Origin of the sequence: uncultured Gimesia sp. (assembly GCF_963976445.1) — a bacterium.
Classification (GTDB): Bacteria; Planctomycetota; Planctomycetia; order Planctomycetales; family Planctomycetaceae; genus Gimesia.
In genome coordinates this window covers 211,003-234,400 of the sequence record NZ_CAXBKP010000001.1, presented here as the reverse complement: position 1 = coordinate 234,400, position 23,398 = coordinate 211,003, and the positions used below count along the sequence as shown (strand labels likewise).

Annotated in this window: 12 protein-coding genes; 3 read left to right on the top strand and 9 right to left on the bottom strand. The window is 49.3% G+C overall.

What is annotated here, in order from left to right; genetic code table 11:
• Both AAC022_RS00935 and AAC022_RS00930 read right to left on the bottom strand, forming a co-directional pair.
• A complete protein-coding gene (locus AAC022_RS00935) occupies positions 1-4,962 on the bottom strand; it encodes a GEVED domain-containing protein (RefSeq protein WP_339727089.1) in 4,962 nt (1,653 codons plus the stop codon).
• Between the two features lie 391 nt (positions 4,963-5,353).
• The gene (locus AAC022_RS00930; RefSeq protein ID WP_339727087.1) at positions 5,354-10,072 is read right to left on the bottom strand and encodes a peptidylprolyl isomerase; all 4,719 of its coding nucleotides are present in this window, start codon (positions 10,070-10,072) and stop codon (positions 5,354-5,356) included.
• A gap of 646 nt (positions 10,073-10,718) precedes the next feature.
• Here AAC022_RS00930 and AAC022_RS00925 point away from each other — a divergent pair.
• Positions 10,719-12,659, top strand: coding sequence for a translocase (locus tag AAC022_RS00925; protein ID WP_339727084.1), 1,941 nt, complete (start codon positions 10,719-10,721; stop codon positions 12,657-12,659).
• Between the two features lie 9 nt (positions 12,660-12,668).
• Here AAC022_RS00925 and AAC022_RS00920 read toward each other — a convergent pair whose 3' ends face one another.
• The 4 genes from AAC022_RS00920 to AAC022_RS00905 all read right to left on the bottom strand — a co-directional run bounded on the left by AAC022_RS00920 (position 12,669) and on the right by AAC022_RS00905 (position 17,459).
• Positions 12,669-13,448: an amidohydrolase family protein gene (locus AAC022_RS00920; protein ID WP_339727081.1), complete on the bottom strand. Its 780-nt coding sequence runs from the start codon at positions 13,446-13,448 to the stop codon at positions 12,669-12,671.
• Positions 13,445-14,227 carry an amidohydrolase family protein gene (locus AAC022_RS00915; RefSeq protein ID WP_339727080.1) on the bottom strand — a complete coding sequence of 261 codons (783 nt, stop codon included), beginning with the start codon at positions 14,225-14,227 and terminating at the stop codon, positions 13,445-13,447. Before AAC022_RS00915 ends, AAC022_RS00920 begins: the two co-directional genes overlap by 4 nt.
• Positions 14,228-14,245: 18 nt before the next feature.
• Complete coding sequence (locus AAC022_RS00910; RefSeq protein WP_339727078.1) at positions 14,246-15,517, bottom strand: PmoA family protein; 1,272 nt, start codon at positions 15,515-15,517, stop codon at positions 14,246-14,248.
• A gap of 199 nt (positions 15,518-15,716) precedes the next feature.
• Positions 15,717-17,459 (bottom strand): hypothetical protein, encoded by a 1,743-nt coding sequence (locus tag AAC022_RS00905; protein ID WP_339727076.1) that lies wholly within the window; start codon positions 17,457-17,459, stop codon positions 15,717-15,719.
• 265 nt (positions 17,460-17,724) lie between these two features.
• Here AAC022_RS00905 and AAC022_RS00900 point away from each other — a divergent pair, with 265 nt between their 5' ends.
• Positions 17,725-18,711 carry an amidohydrolase family protein gene (locus AAC022_RS00900; protein WP_339727073.1) on the top strand — a complete coding sequence of 329 codons (987 nt, stop codon included), beginning with the start codon at positions 17,725-17,727 and terminating at the stop codon, positions 18,709-18,711.
• On the opposite strand, the gene AAC022_RS00895 is transcribed toward AAC022_RS00900, so the two are convergent.
• Positions 18,670-19,095, bottom strand: a complete 426-nt coding sequence (locus AAC022_RS00895) for a hypothetical protein (protein WP_339727071.1) — start codon at positions 19,093-19,095, stop codon at positions 18,670-18,672. The two genes, AAC022_RS00900 and AAC022_RS00895, sit on opposite strands and share 42 nt — an antisense overlap.
• Before the next feature lie 656 nt (positions 19,096-19,751).
• Here AAC022_RS00895 and AAC022_RS00890 point away from each other — a divergent pair.
• On the top strand, positions 19,752-20,039 hold the full coding sequence (locus AAC022_RS00890; protein WP_339727069.1) for a hypothetical protein: 288 nt from the start codon (positions 19,752-19,754) through the stop codon (positions 20,037-20,039).
• Positions 20,040-20,430: 391 nt separating this feature from the next.
• Here the strand turns inward: AAC022_RS00890 and AAC022_RS00885 are convergent, their stop codons facing one another.
• A complete protein-coding gene (locus tag AAC022_RS00885; RefSeq protein ID WP_339727068.1) occupies positions 20,431-21,795 on the bottom strand; it encodes a hypothetical protein in 1,365 nt (454 codons plus the stop codon).
• Positions 21,796-21,912: 117 nt separating this feature from the next.
• Entirely contained in the window at positions 21,913-23,391 is a 1,479-nt protein-coding gene (locus AAC022_RS00880) for an amino acid permease (RefSeq protein ID WP_339727067.1), read from the bottom strand.
• Positions 23,392-23,398 lie beyond the last annotated feature (7 nt).

Sequence of the window (23,398 nt, the reverse complement as noted above, 5' to 3'; positions counted from 1 at the left end):
TCAGTTACGAATATCGTGAGCACCGGCATTGTTGATGTCCAGCCCCAGGTCCAGCAGGAACCAGTCATCACCACGGGCAACAGCCCCATAGAGCTGATCGATCTCTCCATCGTTGAAGACAGTGGTGCTGTCAAGTTTGATATTATTTACGCCTGCAACTGTGTTATCGACGCGTGTGCGAATATTTTCGACACGATCACCAAACGGTTCTGCATTAATCCATTCAGCGTAGATTCCGAAGAGTTGAGCTAAACCGTTGTCATAGACAGTCGCACCACCGATCAGAATATCTCCATTGTCTCCGTAGTTGGTGTAAATTGCTTCGTTATGACCACGAACAAAGTCGGCTCCGTAGCCACCAATCAGAATGTCAAAGCCATCAGGGCCGCCTTCGATGATGTCGTTTCCATCTCCGCCGACCAAGACATCATTCCCCCAGCCACCTTGCAGGGTGTCATTTCCGAGACCGCCAAAGAACATGGACTCTCTGTTGTAGAATTGATCATCAGCTTTGATCACGTCATTGCCACCCAGGCCCCAGGCATAGACGCCACCCGTAGGTATGAAATACGGTAGTGAATCAGCTGGATTTACGATAATGACATGATTGATTTTAACCTGGATCTGGCCTGCAAGATTTTGCGTGATCTCAATGAGGTCATGGCCCTGCGTACCTGTTATGAACAAAGCCGATTTACCGGGACGATTGGGGTCTGGCAGTAAGCCGGTGAAGTTTTGCGGTATTACTGTAACGAGATAATCTTCGACTTCACCATCAGCTGCAGCACCGGTTGCAGATAAACCACCGGCTGAACTCAAACGGAATCGAGCGGCAACTTCGCCGACAACAACTCCTAATGGTAGTACGATCGAAGCAGAGTTACTACCGGCAACAACAGCATGGCTGCTGAGTACCTGCTCATTGGCTTCCCAGATTCCATTGCCATTGAAATCGATCCAGGCATCAATGAAACCGCTGCCTGTTGAGAATACCGTCACCGTTGATGCAGCATCTCCGGCGATGATTGGGTTCAATAGAACTCCATCATCATCATCGCCGCTAGCAGTAGGGGATTCCTGTCCGTCAGCATCTGCAGTGACTCCCTGGCCCAGAAACAGACCATTCGCATTGATTGCGTGGCGTGCACCGTCTTCTGCCAGAAGATTCGGGAAAGAGGCAGGAGCATCACCAAAGTCGATGCCACTGTTGGTTACAATGAGTGCGGTATCAGTAATTGTTTGGGGAGTTGTTGTTCCAAACGGACCTGCGAATTTCAGAACTACGCCTAGGTCGCTATCGACGACATACAAATTATTGTCTGGCCCGAACGTCACACTATAAGGGAGCTGAATATTGATTCCGAAGGTATAATTGTTGATAAAGTCGCCTGTGTCAGGATCGAACCGGAGAATACTTTCGGTTGCACCATTGGCAACATAGAGTAATCCATCAGGGCCAATCGTCAGACCACGTGGATTCGCCAGCCCGCCCGTACCAGCGGCAATGAATGGCCCACCAGGAACAACATCACCGTTGGAATCAAACTTCAGGATTTCATTGGTACTAAAGCTGGCGACATACAGGTTGCCAGAGGAGTCAAAGACCATCCCGTAGGGGATACCCATGCCGCCTTCGAGTTGAGATACAAATTCTCCCAGGAAGGTACCATCCAGGCCGTCAAATTGCAGAATGCGAGCGCTCGGGAAACCGGTTTCACCGACATATAGATTTCCATCCGGTCCAAAGGTAATGAATCTTGGTTCGTTTATACCTGAAGCGAAAATACCATTTCCGATAATTGCTCCAGTTTGACCATCATAACGCAGAATTTCGTTGGTTTCGGTGCTGGCGACATACAGGTTTCCATCAGGTCCGAATGCCATTCCACTAGGAACATCAATTCCGCCTGCTCCGGGAATCACAAATGAACCTTCAGGCGCTCCGGTCTGGCCGTCAAAACGTTCTACTGTGTGGTCAGATCCGTTTGAATTTTCAAAGCCGTTGCTCACATAAAGGTCACCCAGTGGGCCAAATACAATATCGCGTGGGCTGTTCAAACCTGTTGAGACAAATTCACCCAGATAGTTTCCAGGCTGACCTTGGCCGGTGTCCGCATCGTCGTAGGCTGCTGTGATGGTTTCACCAAAGACAACTTCCAGAATTCCATCTTCGGTCACAACTGTCCCAGGTGAAGAAAGAATCGTTCCCACAAAGACACCACCTGATCCAGCGACCTCTGTCAAAGTCACCGTCTCGGAATCTCCACCAGATGATGTGACCAGCACGTCGACCGTACCGGCTCCCAGTAAGTCGCCATCAGTGGCGGTAATCGTAATTAAATTACCAGCTTCGTATTCTGTGGCATCAAATGTGATTGTTCCGAAGCGGGAAACTGTCAAATCAACACGGTAGTCTTCGACTTCACCGTCGGGGGCAAGACCAGTCACACCCAGCCCTGCCTGTGAACTGAATCGGAAGCGGGCAAACGTTTCACCCACAACGAATGCGGCTCCTGAAGGAACTGCGAACTGAATCGTATGCACGCCGGAAGTTAGAAATTCATCAGTGGTGATCTGCTCGCCAACGTCATCCCAGTCTCCATCACCATTGAAATCGATCCAGCCTTGCAGATAACCATCACCGGTTACTTCTACTTCAAATGTAGAGAAGACATCACTTTCAGAAATGCCGTTGGAGAGGAAGACAATACCATCATCATCACTGCCATCACCTGAGGCATCGAGGCTGGGGATTCCGTCAGCATCCAGATCAATCAAGGCACCGAGTCTGAGGTTGCCTTCCAGGGTATGCCTGGCGCCATCGTCGGCGAGTAAAGTCGGGTAGATGGCTGGTGCATCTCCAAAATCACGACCATAGTCGGCACCCGTTGACAATCCAAATGCCAAGGTGTTAATGCTGTCTTGAGTTCCGATGAATTCATACAGGAAATCAGTTCCAAAGTCGACATCCTCATTATCATCGGGAGTACCAAAGATGTCGTCGTCACCAATTCCGATGGTGTTTCCAATGTCGCCACCCACGTCAATAATTTGTTCTTCTGAAAAACTGAAGTTATAGGTATGCCATAAACCGAAGAAGTGTCCTGCTTCATGAGAGACAATATTTCCAACGGCAATACCAATCAAATCGGCCTTGGGGGTGTTAAAATTGCTCAAAATATTATTGAGAGAGTTCGGGTCGGCTGCGTTGGTACTGCTGAGTAAGTCCAGCAGCACGACCGAATCTTCTGTTGTATCAAAGTTTCCGACATCAATGGATTCTGCAATACCGATCGTAAAGATTCCCAGTTCCGAGATCGTACCACCCACAACGACCCGACTGACATTTTCCTGGCCAAACGGATCTGCATGATCACGGCTGTTTAAAATCCGGATACCATAGTCGCCGGGATTATTGGTAGAGTCAAAGTCACCATTATTTCCATCTATTCCGATATCAGCAAAATTTTCAGTAATCGTTGCCAGGATCGCGTCAATTACGGCATCTTCGTCTGAGGCATCCAGCGCCCAGTCACTGAGAAATGAACTCAATGGGGAAAGATTTGCAGTGCTGGAACGCAGTGTATCATCAAAGGTCGAAGGGTCGACAGTGGCTCCGTCAAAATCAATAAAGAGCGTCTGAATGGAGTCGGCACCAACCATTTGCGTTTCCAGTTCAGGACGGAATGCCCTTAACTGCAGGTCATACAGGCCGCGATCTCCAGTCACTGAAACATAATACGTTCCGCTGACAGGGGCTACGATCGAAGCAGATGCGTTTCCATCACCGGGAAGGGGACTGTCTTCGGGATAGAGATCAGCCAGGAAACGCGAAGAGCCAAACATCAACAGGCCCGTCGGGCTATATAATGATAAGGTTTGCCCCGCACCATAAACGTTGGCGCCCAGAATGTCGCCGGCTTCCAGTTCAACTGCATAATAATCGATATCGGTTACATTCAAACCAACGGTAAGATCATAGAGACCTTCTGCGCGTGGACCCGTACCTACACCAGTACCACTGGAAGAATCCAAAGGATCAACGGGGATGCCTGTCCCAGCACTGCTGACCATAATGTAATAATCACCGTCCACTGATGCGACATGATTCAGGCTGCTGCTAAATCCAAATATTCCATTGTTATTGAATGCGACACGCGTTCCATCGCTGGCGTAAATACTTACAGTCGGATCCAGATTATTAAACTGCGTTGAATCTTCCACTAAAACGGAGATGCGCTCTCCGGCCTGTACATTGGAAATTTGGTAAAAATCAAAATCACCAGAATCGGTGCCCGCAGCGCCTCCGGTGCCATAGTCACCATTTCCCAGAATTGCATTCAGGAGTTGAACTTGTTCTCCTGCGATTAAACCAAGATTATTAGCCAGCAAGATGGAGCCATCATCTTCGGGAAAATTGAATAACGATAAATTCTGTGTAAAAGCAGCGTTATCGAGAAAACCGGCGAGATCGACTTCTGGGTCGTCATTAGCGCCTGTTCCAAAGCCAGAAACCAGTTGGGCATCAACGATCACATCGTTTGAACCATTTGTCCCGATGGGTTCATTTTCATTGGTCGCAAACGCTTGAAAATTAAGGGGGTTATCTACTTGTCCCTGATCAGTGAGAGCAAGCTGTATTATTTCGTCTGTGACGGGAGCATTTGCCTGTAGTTCGACCAGTTCCTGGTTGGAAAGGGGAATCGATTCGTCGGAACTGGCGCTACCGGATTCAATTGGCGCGACGTTTCCTGTATCACCAAAAATATTAGGATCGAATAAGGAATGGCTTGCTGAAAGGAGAGTTCTGTCTTCCAGGCACTCGACGATGGAAATCGTATTGGATAACGATTTCTTCAAACGTTGATTGCGCAAGCGGTTGTTTCGACCGTTGAGAAGGAAGCTGAGAAGTGAACCAATTCGACTTGGCTGGTGACGACGTTTAATTCTCGTAAACATCATTTGCATCTTTCCATATCATGCCAAAACAGGAAACTCTGCTGATTGCGAGTCGCTCATTTTAGAAAAGTTGATATTATAACTCTTATGTAGTTAGTGACTTATGTGTTGTTGGGTTGACCAGGATGAACTTGGTAAGTCATCTCGTTCACGTTAATTAAAATCCACATGTAAGCTTTATTGTTAAAATAGGTAGATTTAAAACTGATTGTGCAGCAGCAAAACTACGCATGTCAAGTAAAAGATAGAAAAGATCATCCGAAAAATAGTGGTTGCTAATGGTTTTGCGGATCAGTCTGAGTCCGACTCTCTTCTTCTGGACGTCTGACCTTTCAATTTCTCACCTTAATATGCGAATTTTCATTGGAAAAAGCGTCGTATCAGTACTTTATGTTTAATTGATCCCGTCAAATTCGGAATCGAGATAACCGCTGAAAAAATCATCCGATTCGATGTGGGAGGAGAGCTTTCGCTCGCCTGGATTCAAAACAGGCTCCATCAGACCGCTTTCATGTTCATGGTTGTGCCCCAGAAGGTGGTTCAATTCATGCAGCAGGACCGTTAGCAAGTCAATCTGGCTACCTGCGGCACTAAACAGGGATGCATCAAAAATCCCGAACGCGGTTTCATTGTATTCTTCATTTGAAAACGGAGTCGAATCAACAAACCAACCCCATCCCGCGGCATTCGCATCTAAATAAATGGTGTTGGTCTCGGTATTTGCTTTTGCGATTTGATTTCCAGATAACTCGACGATTTCGATCTTCACATCGGCTAGTTCTTCAGAAACCGAATCACCCTGCGTTTCAACCAATTGTTCTTTGGCTGCATCAAGAACCGGGGTGACCGCATCTAATGTCAGAGTTTGAGAATTTGTTTCTTCTGGATTGCTGAGCGAGGTAATCAGATTATCTTGCTGCCAGATTTCATTAAAATTGGAGGGATAGCTCAGGAAAGAATTGTTTCCTTGAACATTATTATAATTTGATACAAAGAGAGTCAGGTCACGGAAATTAACCTGGCCTGAGTGATCAAAATCAGCACCCCAGGCACCAGGTGCCTGGGCATCCCCTGTGTATTTGCCGTAAACGTTGATTAATAGAACCAGGTCACCGAAGCCGATGGAGCCATTGTCATCGAGATCGTATAAGGCAGGAACTAACGTCAGATTGACTGCTGCCCCTTCAGTGACTGTGGCAGCTCCCAGTGATGAGAAAAGAGTGCTATTGAAGATTTGGAAATTCAAATCGGCAACGGGTTGGATATGCTGACCGACGGCATTTAATGGAACAGGTTTGGCAGAGAGACGTACACGCGCCAACAGAACGAGCGTATCGGCTCCATGCTCAAGCTGACTGGTCGCGGCTCCTAACCCGGTAATCATTCCTGTTTCATTATTAATGATTCCCGTTTGACTTTCAGAAAATCCCGAGCCGTACTCAATAGAGTCTGCAATCAAATACTGGGCATCAAAACTGAAATCAACTAACGCAGATGTCACACCATTTTCAGAGGAATTGGTGACACTCACCCAGATTTCGACGATGACCGGGTTCCATTCATCTATGAAATCGACGTTTAAAGGTAATGAGCCAACTTCGCCGGAAGGCCCAGTGCTGGTAGCACGCCATTTTACTGTCAGGTCAGTAGTTCCCAGGACAGATTCCGCTTCATAAGCACCGATGTCAACAAGACTGACTGTATCGTTATTCCCATCAGCAACTCGTGCTGATCCATTCTGATCCAGAGTTAATGCGGGTGTAAAGGTATTCGGGTCGAATGCCGGATCGCCTGCGTCAATTGCGATACTACCTGATGAAAGTGCATGTGTTTGCGTTAGGCCACCATTGTCAGCCAGGGGAAGTAATCCCGGGTCCTGACCTGTGATGTAGTTGGTGCTAGCAGAAAGGTCTAAGCCATTGGTATTTTCGATCAGGCTGTAACTGCCGTTTAAATTACCTACTCCATCGTCAGTACCATTTCCTGCGGTGTTGTCAGCAATAATCGTATTATTGGCGGTGATTATTGTGATTGACTGAGCGTTGAATCCTCCGCCATCCATAGTAGCATGGTTTGCAGCGATCGTACTGTGATCGATCGTTCCGCTACTGAAGTTCACCTCATCGAAGAAGAAAATCCCCCCCCCGTTCTGACTGGCTGTATTCCCCGAAATCGTAGAATTCAACACAGAGACCGTATTGGCACTGGTATAGATTCCCCCGCCACTGCCAAACTGAGCCTGGTTTTCAGAGAATGTACTATTGCGTACCGACAGAACTCCAAGATTTTGAATCAAGCCGCCGCCTGAAGTAACGCTTCGATTGTCATGGAAAGTCGAGTCCGTAATGCTGGTTGTTGTTTCAGTGGCATAAACGCCCCCGCCACTGGCTGATGAAGTTCCTGTCTGATTCCCGAGAAAAGTAGAACCAGTCACCGTAAGCAGACCCTGAATCTGATAAACTCCCCCTCCACTACCTTCAGAAACCATATTCTGGGAAACAACGCTATTGATTAAGGTGATATCAGCATTCATGGCATAAATGCCACCCCCGGTACTATAGGCTTCATTATCATCAATGGTGGACTGAGTGAGTGTGACCGAACCGAAATTACTGGCGATGGCACCACCGTTAGAACCGACGGCAGTATTTGACTGTAAAACAGAGTCTGTGATTTCAAGAGTCCCTGTGTTAAAAATGGCCCCCCCCAGGCCAGATATCGATTGATTGTTCCGTAACTCACTATTGGAGAGTATCAGGTGTTCTGCGTTGTAGATAGAACCGCCGTTATCCTCCTCGTTTCCCTCGATCAGTATCACATTTTGAATACTGACCAGCAGAGATGTGATTTCTCCATCGTCGATATAAAAATGCCGGGATGACGATACCCCAAACTCAGTAGTGGCGTCAATCGTTAACAGCGGATCACCGTTTTCCGATGTGGGAGCGATGATCGTGACAGAATCGGTAATCTCAAACTCAGTCCCTTTTTGATAAATGGTTCGGGCAACCAGGTTGGAAGATCCTTCGTTCATAAATAGTTTGGGATCAAACATGATCGTGTCGGGGCCGTCTCCTGCAGGTGCGGCATCTTGGGGAGCATCATTATTTGCAGCCTGAATTGCCTCACGCAGTGTTGCGTAGATGTCTCCTGATGTGTTGTCATCAAGTGTCGTCACTAGAATCACGCCTTCAGGGGCCATCGAAAAGTTCACTGTGGCAGTTTCAGAATAGGCACCCAGGTCATCTTTAATTCGATAGGTAAACTTATCCAGCCCAACATAAGTAGAACCATTGGAAACAAAGCTCACCTTCCCGTTTGCTGGATCAACGGTAACCGTTCCACCCTGTGTCGGTTGGGCTACGATCTCGACTGAATAACCTTCGATTAATTCATCTTCCATGTCTTTAAGAAGTAATGCGCCAGCATGGGTTCTATCATTCTGGATAATATCCAGTTCAGCCGTGTCGCCCTGTATCGCAAAAAAGTCGTCATTGGCAAGGGCTGGGTTACTAACAATGATCGTGACAACCTGATAGTCAACAAATTCCGTTAGAACATCTTCGATAAAGAGTGGAGAATTATGGCCATAGCCGACCGCAACGGTGATGAAGTAAACCCCTCGTGTCATTCCTGCTGAAGTAGTAACTGTGAGTAATCCCGTATCCTCATTGACGGTATAAGTCATCCCTGAGGGAACTGATGCGGGAAGAGAAGACGCAGGGAGCAATGATTGTGAATAGTATTTGATCTCTGAATTACCGTTTGAGGCATCGAGGTCCGCGTCATACCCTACCAGCTGATATTGAATTGTTTCGCCTGGTCGTGACTGAAGATCCGGGATATCTCCTAGATAAGGTTTGGCATTCTTCACATCAAGGTCGTCTGAGATCTCGTCATTTGTGGCATTCACTTGAAACTGCCGTAGCTGAGTATTGCCATCCTGATCTCTAACGGTGACCGAGATGGTTGAGGAGCCGATGTACCCTTCAGCTGCGGTGATAACCAGTGTGGCATTTTCATGATCAGTAAAGACATCGACGGTTTCCATCGTAACGGTAAATTCAGGGAAGTCTTCCAGGGCTCCCGTCACTGGCACCTTACTGAGCGCGTCACGGACTTCTTCTCCCTCAACGAGATATCCGAAAATGGTATTCTGAAAATCATAATTTCGACTCGCTCCATTCGTGACCACAAACTGGGAAAAATTGATGTCATCGGTGACCATGGCCATGTCAAGCGCTATAGGCGGTTTATACATCGTCAATAGGCCCGATTGTACATGCTGCAGTTCATTGTGAAACTGATCATCAAAATATCCGGCGACGTCTTCTGGCAGATCGCCGAAGGTGTTGTTCAAACCACCTCGCAGGAAGCCATTAAATATTCTGTGAAATTCGCTACTGTCAAAAAAACCGATTTCGGCTAAGGCAATAATCTTATCGGTGGCCCTTGATGCCCGGCCTTCGAATAATTCAAAGACCATGTCTCCATAACCTGCCACAGAGATCCGCAGGCTACGGTTTCCCTCAAGGACTCTCACATTGATGGCAGGGTTACTCGAAACGAGGTCGTCGTTGTCATACGTTAACACGCCATTATCCGGATCATATCCATCCAGAGCCACATGTAGGCTCGTACCAGAGATTAGATCCTGGTCGGCAATCTCTTTTAAGTACGGCCCATCGGACATGGGAATATCAACGCCCGTTGCCGTGGATAATTCTTGCAGGGTTGTGATCGTATTCCCTTCAATCAAGGTCCCATCGTCGAGTCGCCAGATGGGGCGCACGTTACCTTCTGTAATACCGACGGCGACTGCATTCGCATTTAATGTGCGGTCTGCATTGGTCATGTCAACAAACTGCAGAAACGAAGCACCGTCTTCCAGTAAGGATTTTTGTTCTGTGGTATTCGCATCCCAGGCGGCACCATACAGTGTGACATTGGCGGCAGTCAGTGCTTGGGCGAACGCAATCAGATCCTGTCCGCTGAGCAGGGTTCGGTCTTCCAGTTTTTCGGTAGCAGCAATCGGAGTTGGTGCCTGCTTTGATCTACGATGGTGTTTACTTCGTCGGGGACGCCATAAGTTGTCAACGAATTTTGAGATCATTTAACTGGTGTCTTTTATTATGAGAAATTGCTTGGTTGAACATTATCAACATTCAGGCAGACTACATTTGTGTAGAAAAAAGCCTGACTGTTCAGTTAAAGATTTTAAATAGAGCGTCATACCTAAAAGAACAGGTAAATTGGAATGTTTCCAATGTTTAATACAATTGTGTGGTGTGGGTGGTCTGTTTGTGTTTGACATAAGTAAAAAACAAACTGCACCGAAAATGACGATTGGTTGCGAATAATCTAACATTTTAACCAGAAGTTCAGACGTAGATGTTGATTTAAGTCAACAAAATATAACAACTTACATCCTTATAACTCTTTTAGTTCTGATACAGTGAAATTCTGAAAATTCATTTTGTTGTAAGTACGTTCATCGGTTAGAATTGACTTAGATGGCTCAGAAAATTGAGTGAATATATTGCACTAAGTCTATTGATGAAATGACTTACAGCATAAATGGCCCACAGAGGCTCTCATGGAGCTGATGAGAGTTTGGTTTGGCGTGAATTCTATATTCTGCCGTTACTTTTCGGGGGTTGGGCCGTCATAATCTTGAGTCAATTTGGTTAGGTTTTGAGCCATCATGGTTCAATGAATCGCGTCTTTTTTGAAATCGTTCCAATGATCCTGGAGGCAGTTTGAGTATCGCATCCCATAGTTATCATTGGATGAAAACGGGCTTTCGCCCGAAGCAATCTCGATTATCCCGTTGGAGTGCCACGGCCGATCAGATCATTCAGCGTTGTGAGTCACTGAAGAAAGTGACCGATGATCGGCTCGAACGGTACTCTCTGGAATTGCGCTGGCGCGCCAAATCAGGGGAACCGTTGAAGAAAATTCTCCCGGAAGCGTATGCCCTGGTAAGAGAATCTGCCTGGCGTACGAAAAATATGGAGCATTTCCCCGTGCAGTTGATGGGGGGCATTGCGCTCTTTGAAGGCGGCATCGCTGAGATGCAGACGGGGGAAGGGAAAACGCTAACCGCTGTCCTGCCCGCTTACCTCCGCGCGTTGATGGGAAAAGGCTGTTACGTCATCACGGTGAATGATTATCTCGCACAACGTGACTCCGAAATCATGGGCCCGATTTTCAATAAACTGGGGCTGTCTGTCGGCTGTATCACTAGTGATATGGAAGATGAAGATCGGCGGATCGCCTATGGCCTGGATGTCACTTATGGCACAGCGAATGAAATGGGCTTTGACTTTCTCCGCGATCGCATTCGGGTCGGAGCCAGTGCTCCCGGGCAGTTAGAACAGGCCATGACGAATCATAAGTCGTCAGGCAAAGAACCACTCGTACAACGTGGAACTTATTTTGCGTTGATCGATGAAGCCGACAGTGTCCTGATTGATGAAGCACGCACACCATTGATCATTGGACTGATTCAGCCTAATGATGCCGCCTCGGTCAACCTGTTTCGCTGGAGTAACCGGGCAACACATCAATTGGAGCTCGAAGACGATTTCGTCTATGAACCAAAAAAACGGTCTGCGTATCTGACGGATCAGGGCTGTCGAAAAATCTTGCTGATGGCAAAGCCATCTCTGCTGGATTCGATTGATACAGAACGCATTTATAAACAGGTGGAACAATCGCTGGTGGCCCGGTTCGGGTTCCTGAAAGACCGTGATTATGTCGTTGTTGATGATGAAGTCGTCATCGTCGATGAATCTACGGGACGTATGATGGATGGCCGAAAGTGGCAGGATGGTCTGCATCAGTCAATCGAAGCACAAGAGCATGTTCCGATCACCGCTGCCACCGGGCAGGCGGCTCGAATCACCGTTCAAAGTTTCTTCCAGAATTTTTCTCATCTGGCGGGAATGACGGGGACCGCCGCGTTAGCCGAGAAAGAGATCCGCAAGACATACAAAGTCTCAGTGACGACCATTCCCACGCATCGCCCTTGTATTCGTGAAGGGAGCAAACCACGTATCTTCAAAACCATGCAGGACAAACGCATGGCAGTGGTCGATGAAATTGAACGTATCAGAGAAAAACGCTGTCCGATTCTCGTCGGAACGCCCTCCGTCGAAGCCTCGGAATCACTGGGTGATTTACTGGCGATGAAAGCCATTCCACATCAGATCCTCAATGCGAAGTATCATGCACAGGAAGCGGAAATTGTGAAGAAGGCCGGCGAACCTGCGCGTGTTACCATTGCCACGAATATGGCGGGGCGGGGAACCGACATCATTTTGACCGATGAGATCCGTGAAAGCGGAGGACTGCATGTCATCGCAACAGAAATGCATACTTCCGCCCGGATTGACCGTCAATTGCTCGGCCGATCTGCCCGCCAGGGAGATCCAGGGCACTATCAGTTCTTTCTCTCACTGGAAGATGAATTGCTGCGTTGTCTGGAGCTGCATCACATCGAAAAGATTATCAAATCTGCCAAAGCAGATGAAATAGGGGAACTGCCGGGGAGTTGGATTTCCTTCTTCAATAATACGCAGAATTTCCTGGAAAAGCTGCATCACAAACAGCGGCGTGATATGCTCAAGCATGAAAAACACCGCATCGAAATGTTTCACAAAATGGGACTCGATCCCTATCTGGAATGGACCGATTAAAACCAGTTCCTAAACGCTTGGTTTCAGGAACCGCCTTTGGGCATTCTCCCAGGTAATCTGCTTTTCAATTTCCATTCCCAGGTCAGACTCTTTCAGCTTGTTCAGACTCGATTCCAGATAGAAAAACGGCAAATAGGAACCGAAAAGAATTTGCTGGTAAGGCACCTGTTTCATCAACTTCTCAATCCCGCCGACCCCTTCCAGCATCGCAATTTCAATCGTGAGGTTCGGGTTTTCGGTCAGTCTGGTTAAGTTCGCCCCTCTCAGTGATTTCATTCCATTGAGAATCGTCACCTGCAGTTGCTCGTGTTGCTGCATCAGGTCTGGTAAAGCTGCAAAGTTGACATCGGGAATGCGCATTAAAGAATGATGTGTTCGATCGTCTTCCATCCGCATCGCGATCTGCACAAACAACTTTCGCTCTGCCGCCATCGCAAATAGTTTTTTGACCTGGGGATCACTCAGTTGATATTCGTGATAATTGGGATGCAGCCGCACGCCCGGCATCTTCCATTCTTCATGGCAGGCGATCACGTCATCTTCCCAGCCAGGCAGGCTAGGGTTGATCGTTCCCACAGGAATCAGCAAGTCAGAACCACCGGCTTTGCATTCCGCCACCAGTCGCTGGTTCACCGTGCGAATGTCTTTATGCAGCAAACCATCAAAGCTGCCGGCGAAGGCCTGTTTGATCTGATTCTGTTTCAGTTTCTGAACCAGTTTCGGCGTCTCATCAAGAGGCAAGCGTCTGAACGGCCAGCGGGAGAGATAAACATTCACATCGAATATCATACTTTGATCCCCTTTTCTTTCAAAATGGGGGTCAACAGTCGTTTTAGATTGCCGCCCAGAATGAGTCGTTTGGAAACTTCAGGAATGTCGGCGCCCTGAACTTTGGCGAGTTGCGATGAGAAACTGCGGCCGCCGATATCGCTGCCATATAGCACCCGGTCGGCTCCCAGCGTTCGTACCGCCATTTCCGTGATCCCGGCGGTCGGATCAAATCCGCCGATGCCAGCGTACAGATTAGGACTGTCTTGAATCGCCCGTAGTCCCAGTTCCCAGTCGCCACCAATATGTCCGGCGATCAGCGGCGTATCCGGATGTCGTTTCGCCATCAATGCCAGATCACTGGGAGTGGACTCACCCACCAGATTGCCCCCGGTTTTGAACCAGGTGTGCTGGTAAATCAACGCGTTCAGTTTCGACGCGTGTTGAATGATCGGGTCAATCTCCGGATCGTTGCAGCGGCTCGCCACCCATAATTTCACACCGACCATCGGACCGTTTTTGACACAGCGATCCAGTTCTTTGATACTTTCATCCACATACTTCGCATTGAGGTACACAAAGCCAAACGCCCGGTTATGCCAGTGACTGAGCGCCTGCAGCACCTGATCGTTCTGTTTGCGAAACTGCTCAGGCGTCGGATCGGTAAGAAAAGGCCAGCCCATAAAAAATACCAGTCGTTCGACCCCCATCCGGTCCGCATAACTCATCAACTGAGCGATGCGTTCGTCGGCCGTTTTGCCGTCCACACCGGACAGGTGGCAATGTAAGTCCCATATCATGAGCGATTCTTTCCGCAATCAGTTCTGTTCGGCAACCAGCTTGAGCGAAGCCGTGGGTGGGGTAGCATAATTTTGCCAGACCGGTTCGGTACTGGGATGAGTCAGGCCATCGTGAACCAGAAAACGATAGCGGCTGACGTTTGGTTTGCCCGGTTCAATTTTCCAGTCACCCAGCACACTGGGGGTAAACACCATATAAGGCATCGAAGGGTGAATTCGTACCGGTTCGGGAAAACGAAAATTGGTGGGATGACTCAGAATCGTAAAACCGCTCCAGCCATCTTTCTTTTCGCGTGTTCCCGAAATATCACACCACCGCGAACGATCATGATTTCCATTTGCACGCGTCTTACCGTTTGATGTCAAAAATCGGCAGTTTTCTTTCGACCAGCCACGCCCACCACGAATCGCCATGCCACCATAATGATATTGAGGCAGATGGAGTGGGTTGTCCGTTCCACAACGGGCTTCCGAAGTGATGTCATACATCCAGAATTCCGGTTGTTTCTCAGGCTGATTCCACACCCGAATCGTCCACGTTTCCATCAATGCCGGCTTTTCTTCTGAACCTGTCAGGTCAACGTGTTCCTGTTCCACTTTCAGTTCGGCAAAGACAGGTCCTTCCTGCTTTGAAATCAATTTGTGAAAACGAACGCGTCCCTTTTTACTTTTGATTTCCCAGAAGTTCGTCGCCCGTCCTTCGAATTTTGCTTTCGTATAAGCCAGAAACTGACCACTCTGATGGGCATGGTCAGGGGGAAATTCATCGGAGACAATCTTTCCGGCTGGCGTCCAGATCGGATGAATGTGAGCACTGCGTCCGTAAAGCGGATCGAGTGAATCGGGCGCTGAAATGTGTTTGTAGTTATAATTTAAAACCGGGTGATCTCCGACCCGCATCTGATACGCCTTGCCGGTATCCTTAATTGTGACCTTGTTCTTAACCTCGACTTGACCCGCTTTCAGATCAAACACCCGCGTGGCACCAGCGGCCGTCTTGCCCGGCAGAATAAACCAGAGCCGGTCTGCCGTCGATTTTCGCTGTTCAATCTGCGCGGGAATCTTTTGCGGATTTGTGGCTGACGTTTCTACAAGATAAACCGTATCGTGAGAGAATCCGGTTTCAGGCAGTGTCACAAAAACCGGTCCATTCTCAATTGCATGCGAATCCGCCTGGATGGTGATCTGCCCCAGCGTGGAATCCGCTGCTTCAAGCGCAGTTAGTCTGCTGATAAAACAGAACACCAGCATCGGCAATAGGAATCGAATGCTGTGGGCGAATGAATTCATTTGAGTCTCTCTGGCAGGGGGAGAAGTATCTCGGCATGACCCGAAAAACGGAGTCTCTCTATGCTAACCCCTTACTAAAGGTACTTGCAATATTACACACGCCGATTGTGTAAGATCATCCGGAATGCATCCGCAAATTCAAGTACACTGTTTGAGTTGTTTTGATCGTTAACCAAAACAAACGCGCCCGTATCGTCACTCAGGGATACAGATAGAGCACAGGCAGATAGATCGGCTGTGGCTGGCAAGGGCAAGACTGCACGGGGCCGGGTTGAATGGGGCCAGGTTGTACAGCGCCGGGCTTTACGGGGGCAGAAGGAGTCGTCGGAACGGACTTCTGTGGTTGAGGCTTCGGCTGGCGTTCGATTGGTTTCTCAACAATCGTCAGCTCCCATGCCGCCTCTCCCAGCGAAAGGTCGTGAGAAACAAGTTTCGCCTGCGATTTCACGTTCCCCGGTTTGACCGCTTTCACGCGTGCCCGCAGCGTCCGCGATTCACCGGCTGCCAGTTGATCAATGCTCAGCGTCAATTGATTGCCTGCTTGATGTTCCAGACCTTCAGGTAGATCCAAATTCAAAAGGATCTGTTCCTGGTTCTGACGTCCCTGATTACGGACGATCAAATCGAGCGGGAAGACATCGCCTTCGCTGATTACTTCAGGCCCTTTAATTTGCAGATCAAGCTGTGGTGTTAAGATTTCCGTCGAGCTTGCCACATTCGAAACCAGTGTGATCTCCGAATTGGTTTTCACGCTCCCTGTTTGATCTAGAAAGACCTTTACCTGCAGCTCACGTTCTTCATTAGGATCCAGTCGCGCAATTTTCCAGTGCAGATGATTCTGTTTGACTTCTGCCGGCGGGGAGAGATCGACCAGACTGGCTCCAGGAGAAACCGTCTCGTCCACATGGATATCATACGCGGGAGAACTCCCCCGGTTGGTGACCAGAATGGAATAGGTCAGCAGGTTCTGCACTGTGCCTTTTAGTGGCACCTGTTTTTGAATCTCGATATCGAGCTGTTCCTCCGCTTGAGGAGCCATCACCTGGGTCAGCCGATCAAGGTGGTTCCGATCGAGTGGCTGCTCTTGCCCCACCTGCAGATGTTCTCCGCCGGGAAATCGTTCGTGGTATAGTGTTGGGCGGATGATTTGCTGTATCTGTGTCTCGGCGCGGGCCAGATTAATTAGCCGCCAGCTTTGATCAAACAGCAATCGTTCTGACGGTTCTAGCTGACTGAAGATTTCCGTCTGTAACGGCTTCGCTTCCACAAAAAACGCATCATCAATTGCCGGGTCCAGCATCTCCCGTTCAATAATTCGAATTTTCTTTACGTCCATTACAAGTTCAGGAGCAGACGCCGTCGGTTCCGGTATTAAATTGAACTCGGGTAAAGTGGGAGAGAACTCACGACGCATTGGTTGTTCTTCACGCGCCGCAATTCCTGAGAAGGAATCGGTCAGATCCCCAAACGAAACATACAGCGGCTCTGATCCCAGTTCAACGACAGGCAAAGCGACTTCCAGGTCAACGGCAATGCGTGTGTCGATCGGGGTAAACTCAGGGACGCTGGAAACAAGTTCCGAATCGGGGGGAATAATCGCATCAGCGACTTTTTTGACATTATCTTCCGGCATCGCTAGTAATAGTAGCACCGTAAGAATGATGGCAACCGCACCGAAAGTCGAAGCGAATGACCATTCGGGATCGGCTCCATACAGCGATTTGAGTTTTTGCATCCAGACCGGGGCATAATCTTCAAATTTGAATGACAGATCAAAATTATCGATCTCATCGTCCAGATTATTATTATCCCAGTCAGATTCCAGGGACGATCCGACCTCGGTTTCTTCTATTTCGCTGTGAATGATTTCCTCTGTCTCCGATTTGGAAGACAGTAGTTCACGACGATTCAAACTCGAGTTGAGGTCATCTGACTCGGGCATCACAATATCAAATCCGTTGAATTTGTTTGTTGCCGATCCTGGCAACACTTGTCCCATAACGAGCAAAGTAAAGATACGCAGTGCGTGAAAATTAGCAAAAACAACCGGTAAAGGGAAGTGCGATTCAATTTCCGTCCCCAATCAGGTAGTTTATTGTAAAAATAGATAGCTATCGCAGACTGTGAAGCATTTGGTATCCTGTAGTAGTCAACATTGTCACAGTACAGGCCAACAGTGAAGGCTGTCAGCACAGAGGAACAGCATTATGCATCAAATTGATCGTCGTACCTTTCTGAAAACCGCATCAGCAGGCCTGGTTGCCGCTCAGACCGGCGTCAGTTCGAGTGCCGAGAAATTGAGTGCCGAGAAACAGCCTCAGGTTAAGCTGCCCGCGAAAGTCGTCGATACCCATACGCACTTCTACGATCCCAGTCGTCCCGAAGGCGTTCCCTGGCCGAGCAAAGGCTCTTCTCTCTATCGCACCGTGCTCCCCAAAGATTTTGTCGAATTGAAAAAGTACCAGCCCGTCAATGCGACGGTCATCGTCGAAGCCAGCAAACTGGTTGAAGACAACCAGTGGATTCTCGATCTTGCCAAAGAGAACCCAGTCATCATCGGCTTTGTCGGACGTCTGACGCCCGGCGATCCTATGTTCCGCACGCATCTCAAACGCTTTGCCAAAAATCCGATCTATAAAGGCATCCGTGTTAATCATAATCTGCTTGAACCCGGCTTATCACAAAAACAGTTCGTCGATGATTTAAAATTCATGGCCGACATGGGACTGCAAGTCGACTTGAATGGCGGCCCCGTCACACTGGACGGGGCCCGTCGCCTCTCTGAACTTGTTCCCGATTTACGCATCGTCGTCGACCACATCGGCAATGTCGTCATTAAGGGAGAGGAGATCGACCCTCTATGGAAACGAAACATGGAAGCCCTCTCCGATCAGGAACAGGTTTTTATCAAAATTTCCGCACTGGTCGAAGGCGCCTCCCGCCATCGCCCGAACGACGTTCCCGCCGATGTCGAATACTACCGTCCCACGCTGGACGTGATCTGGAAACAGATTGGCGTCGACCGCATGATCTTCGGCAGTAACTGGCCCGTCTCCGAACGTGCCGCTGATTATGTCACGCTGCAGAAAATCCTCGTCGATTATCTGCAAGATAAAGGCCAACCGGCTCTCGACAAAGTCTTCTGGAAAAATTCAAAACTCGCTTACCGCTGGGACAAATATCCCGGCGAGTAAAAACAAAATGAGCGGCACGGCGCCAGCCGCCGTTTTTGAACCGGCAAGCGATTCGCGATCAACGGTTCTACGCTCACTCAACATCCGCCACCAGTGCATCAACGTCCCCGCACTGAATAAACTCACTCTTGACGCGATCGCACACATACCGAAACTGCTCCGTTGTGTGTCGCGCGCGAGTGAGCACCATCGTTTCAGGTGAAGAGCGTGATCGCTTACAACATGAGCACCATAAAACCGACTGGTTTCAGCCAGATTTGAAAATATCGAGCGTTTCATACTGTGTATATCAACCCACTTCGACACACCATCGCACAACATCAGACAGGTCTCGTCTTCACTTCGCAACACATCATCACCGGTTCGTCTGTCGCAAAATTCCATTTTCCCTTGACTCCCTCACACCTCTAAAGAAAATCCAGCGAGTAGAACAACAATCCTAAACGATGACTTCATCAGCCAGCGTTGGTTCCAGGTAGAGTAGGGGCGGTACCCATGTGTCCGCCCGCCATTCGAAAATCCTACCAGATATCCCCCGGAGGGCCCCAGATAAACATCCAGCACCGAAACATTGGGAATTGGATTTTGATTTGCTACCACGAAAAGCACTAACGGCACGAAAAAAACTTAATGAGGAAGAATTAAATCAGAAGCGAGTGAACGATTATTTATTTCGCTATTGCCAGATTGATGTAGGGGTAGCCCTATGTGGCTACCCGCGGTGTCGACGTGCTTTATGATTTGATGTGCGGTGTTTTCTCTGCTTCCTTTGTAATCGTGATACAAAGTTGAATCCCGCCAGGCGGGTCGGCACATGGGCCGACCCCTACGAATGTTTCTTCAGTCTGTTGTTATGAAATCGTTGGCGTTCTCTGAGATCTCCTGTTGCCACCCACCGGGCACGCCCTCAGAGTTTCTACCACGAATAGAAACGTTCGTGCTTTTCATTTACTTTCTTGGTAGAAAATGAATAATGAAAAGTGTGTGACGAATGCCTTTTTTAAAACAGACCTTTTAAAATGTTTTAACGGATACAAAAAATGAAGAATGAAGAAGAGAAATATTTCAACTCAAAAAACTTTATTTTCTCAGCGTATACTCCGGCAGTCAGCTGCGCCATGTTAGCTCTGATTTTTATGATGGGGACTTTCCTCACCATGGGAAATGAGAACGCAATGCTGTCGGTTTGGTCGATGTTGTTTTGTCTCTCTTTACCGGGGTGCTTCATGTTCTATGCATATACGATGCATACCATGATAAGGAAAGTACGTGAGCAACAACTCCAAATTGACGCACTGCAACAACAGCAGGGTTCCATTCAAGCTTGATGTTTTCTCAGAAACATCGCCCGTCCTTTTTGCTCCGCTATTGCCAGAATGATGTAGGGGTCGACCCATGTGTCGACCCGCAGTGTCGACCCGCAGTGTTGACGTGGATTGTGAATTGGCGTACGGCGTGTTCTCCGACTCCTTTGCAGGATTGATTCAGGATTGAGCCCCGCCAGGCGGGCAGGCACAGAGGCACTGCCCCTACAAAAAGAGAGCTGCATCTCGTTTCTTGAATTTGCTCGCGTTCTCTGACCATTTCCTGTTGGCTCGCCAACCCCGAATTATATTGGGGGCTATCCAGTCTGATAAACTTTCGTGTGTTTTCGTGACTTTCGTGGTAGAAAAACCGGCAGATATAAGACAGGAACAGTCTCTTATCCGCCGGTTGAGTCTACTTCGATTGCAAGCCCGCTGTGTTCATCGCCTTCACACGATACTGGTACTGCTTCCCGTTTTCTGCCGTCTTATCGATGAACTGAAATTTCAATAGCGGTAGCACGGGGGTATCGCCGTAGCTCATGCCTTGAAACAGGGGTCGGCCGAAACGGTTGGTTGGCTTCTCGGGAAGTTGGCCGATCTTTTTGCCGTCCCGTTCGATGATAAAATTCAGAACGCCGCTCTCGAAATCGGTCGGCGCGGTCCAGGTGATCGTGCCGGTGGATGAATCGACTTTGACGTTGGTCGGTGCAGGGGGTGGCGTGCTGTCGTTGACGGCTCCCGTTTTGACGAAGTCGAGCCAGGCCATCGCGACGGTTTTGTTCGGCAGCCAGACCGCGGTTGCTTTGTCTCCTTTGAAATCTGCAAAGGGAACCGGCGTCTCTTCGCTGTTCAGCGGCGCCAGCCAGCCTTTGTTGACATCAACCGTTTTCAAAGGATCGCCAATTTTCTCAGGTAGACGCATCTGCAGACAGGCATTAAAAAAGGGAATCGCCAGATAACGCGAGTCGCCGGTTTCGTGTCCCGTTTTGGGATCGGGGGCAAAGCCGATCGGAGCGCCTTTGGCGCGGTAGTCTTCAAACATCGCCAGGCTGCCCGTCCAGGCGCGGCTGAAACGTTTGGTGACTTTTTCTTTCATACCTGGGTTAGCCATCATCGGAATCTGCATCGCTGCTTCCGGAATGGTGGGCGCGGTAATATCTCCACTGGTCCAGTAACCATAGGCGGTTCCCGACTGAAACCAGATCGCCACAATCCGCTCGGGATATTCCATCTGCATCAGGCTCGACCAGAACCCGCCGCCCGAATGTCCCCAGAGACACCAGGGCGCTGTTGCGACTTCGGGATGTCCGGAGAGTTTCGCCAGCTTCTTCAATGATTCGATAAAGACTTTGTTCGAACCATTCCGTGGATCACACCACAGGCGGCAGTTCTGTTCTTTTGCCTGATGAAAGCTGGGGCCGAGCAGGGCACAGTTGTTTTTTCGCGCCAGTTCCTGCCAGTGCAGATCGTGGGCCGCCGTCACACTTCCCGTGCACGAACCCGAACCGCAGCCATGCTGATGCACGATGATCCCGCGAACCTCTTTGAGCCCTTCTGGAATCCAGAGCGTATAAGTTACACCAATTTGCAGTTGCCCCTCTTTCGGATCGGTGGGCTGTTCGTAGGTCGTGCTATAATAGGGCGGCTGAAACGAAGCCTCGACTTTCGGCAGCTCCAGCGGTGCAATCGTTTTGGTTTCTTCAGCAGAGACGGAGAAGACCACCGTCTGCATCAGGAACAGGGCGGCGAGGGTAATCAAAGCGGCGCGTGATTTCATGGTGTTGATCCAGTAAAAAATGAGAAGTTCTCAGACCGGGGTGGGATTCGAATGAGTGTAGGACATCCATGTTACGAAAATCGACGATGCCATGCCAGCGTGTCAATCGATCAGTCATTAAGGAGTCGATTTTGAATCGGAGTGAGGCTGGTCTTTTCTACGGCTCAGCCAGTAGAGTGGTACGCCGATCAGAATGGGGATCAGTCCCAGCAGTGTTAGTCCCCAGGCATACATCAGGCTGGAATAGAGCATGTAAATCGAGGTGCCACAAAACAGCAGCGGCGTGGCTGGGTAGAGCGGCACGCGAAAGGGGCGCTCCAGATCGGGGAGTTTGAACCGCAACAGGATCAGACTCAGACCTGTCAGCAGGAAAAATATCCAGAACAGAGGTGCGGTCGCTGCCAGCAGGGTTTCAAAGCCGCCGCCGTATTGATCCCAATTGATGATGTCCCAGTTCAATAGTTGAAATGGGAGTTCGAGCAGGTTCTGACCGGCTCCCGTGCCGACCAAAACAATCATGCAGACCGAAATCAAACCCTGTGCGAGCAGGGAGTAAATCGGTGCGTTCACGCGATGATTCCAGCGCGCCAGCATTGCGAAGAATCGATGATCCATTCCCAGACGCACATTCACCCGCGAACCGGTCAGGATCAATCCGTTGATCGCTCCCAAAGATGAAATCATGATGATCACGCTGATGAGTTTCTGGCCCGGAATTCCCCAGGCATTTCCCAGCAGAGTCGCCGCCGGCGTGGGGGAGTTCAGCAGTTCCTGATAGCCCAGGCCGTAAAGATACGCGGCGTTGACGATCAGGTAAATCACCAGGATGCCAATCGTGCCGATCATCAGTGCTCGTGGAATATTCCGGCCCGGCTCTTTGACTTCCGCAGCGACAAACGCGGCATCGTTCCAGCCGCCGAACGCGTACAGCACGAAAACCATCGCCAGCCCCAAATTAGCAACGGAGCTCGATTCGCCGACGATTGCTTCGGGTGCCAGTGCCGGTGTGGTGTTTGTCATGCCGAGATAAATTCCCGTTATCGCGATCGCAGCCAGTCCAATGACTTTCGCGAGGGTTAAAATATTTTGGGCCCATTTACCAACGACGAGTCCCAGCAGATTTAAGCAGATCAGGATGCAGACCGACAGCGAAGCCAGCGCAACCGTCCAACTGTTGGAAACCTCGGTATTCGACCCGTGTAAAAAAGAAACCGCGTAGTCCGCGAAGACATAGGACATGATGCCGATATTGGCCGGGTTGATGACAATGAATTGAGCCCAGCCGAACAGAAAACCGGTTCCGCCTCCGTAAGTGCGCGAGAGAAAGACGTAGTCTCCCCCCGTTTCAGGGAGTGCCGCCGCCAGCTCGGAATAACAGAGCGCGCCGGCCAGCATCAGGATGCCTCCCAGCCCCCAGACCACAAAGCCGGCTTCGATGGAACCGGCAAAGTTGAACACCAGGCTGGGCACTTTGAAGATCGAGACGCCAATCACGATCCCGATGATGATGTTAACCGTGTCCCACAGACTCAGCTTTTGCAGGTAGCGTTCTGTCGATTCGGAAACCTGCGCTGGTTGACGTTGGTCTGAAGGCATAGCTGGT

What these genes read in the sequence shown, in the direction of transcription:
- AAC022_RS00890 (WP_339727069.1), top strand. Translation starts at nt 19,752, where the DNA reads ATGAAGAATGAAGAAGAGAAATATTTCAACTCAAAAAACTTTATTTTC.
- AAC022_RS00920 (WP_339727081.1), bottom strand. Translation starts at nt 13,448, where the DNA reads ATGATATTCGATGTGAATGTTTATCTCTCCCGCTGGCCGTTCAGACGC.
- AAC022_RS00915 (WP_339727080.1), bottom strand. Translation starts at nt 14,227, where the DNA reads ATGATATGGGACTTACATTGCCACCTGTCCGGTGTGGACGGCAAAACG.
- AAC022_RS00910 (WP_339727078.1), bottom strand. Translation starts at nt 15,517, where the DNA reads ATGAATTCATTCGCCCACAGCATTCGATTCCTATTGCCGATGCTGGTG.
- AAC022_RS00900 (WP_339727073.1), top strand. Translation starts at nt 17,725, where the DNA reads ATGCATCAAATTGATCGTCGTACCTTTCTGAAAACCGCATCAGCAGGC.
- AAC022_RS00880 (WP_339727067.1), bottom strand. Translation starts at nt 23,391, where the DNA reads ATGCCTTCAGACCAACGTCAACCAGCGCAGGTTTCCGAATCGACAGAA.
- AAC022_RS00905 (WP_339727076.1), bottom strand. Translation starts at nt 17,459, where the DNA reads ATGCCCGAGTCAGATGACCTCAACTCGAGTTTGAATCGTCGTGAACTA.
- AAC022_RS00895 (WP_339727071.1), bottom strand. Translation starts at nt 19,095, where the DNA reads ATGGAATTTTGCGACAGACGAACCGGTGATGATGTGTTGCGAAGTGAA.
- AAC022_RS00935 (WP_339727089.1), bottom strand. Translation starts at nt 4,962, where the DNA reads ATGATGTTTACGAGAATTAAACGTCGTCACCAGCCAAGTCGAATTGGT.
- AAC022_RS00930 (WP_339727087.1), bottom strand. Translation starts at nt 10,072, where the DNA reads ATGATCTCAAAATTCGTTGACAACTTATGGCGTCCCCGACGAAGTAAA.
- AAC022_RS00885 (WP_339727068.1), bottom strand. Translation starts at nt 21,795, where the DNA reads ATGAAATCACGCGCCGCTTTGATTACCCTCGCCGCCCTGTTCCTGATG.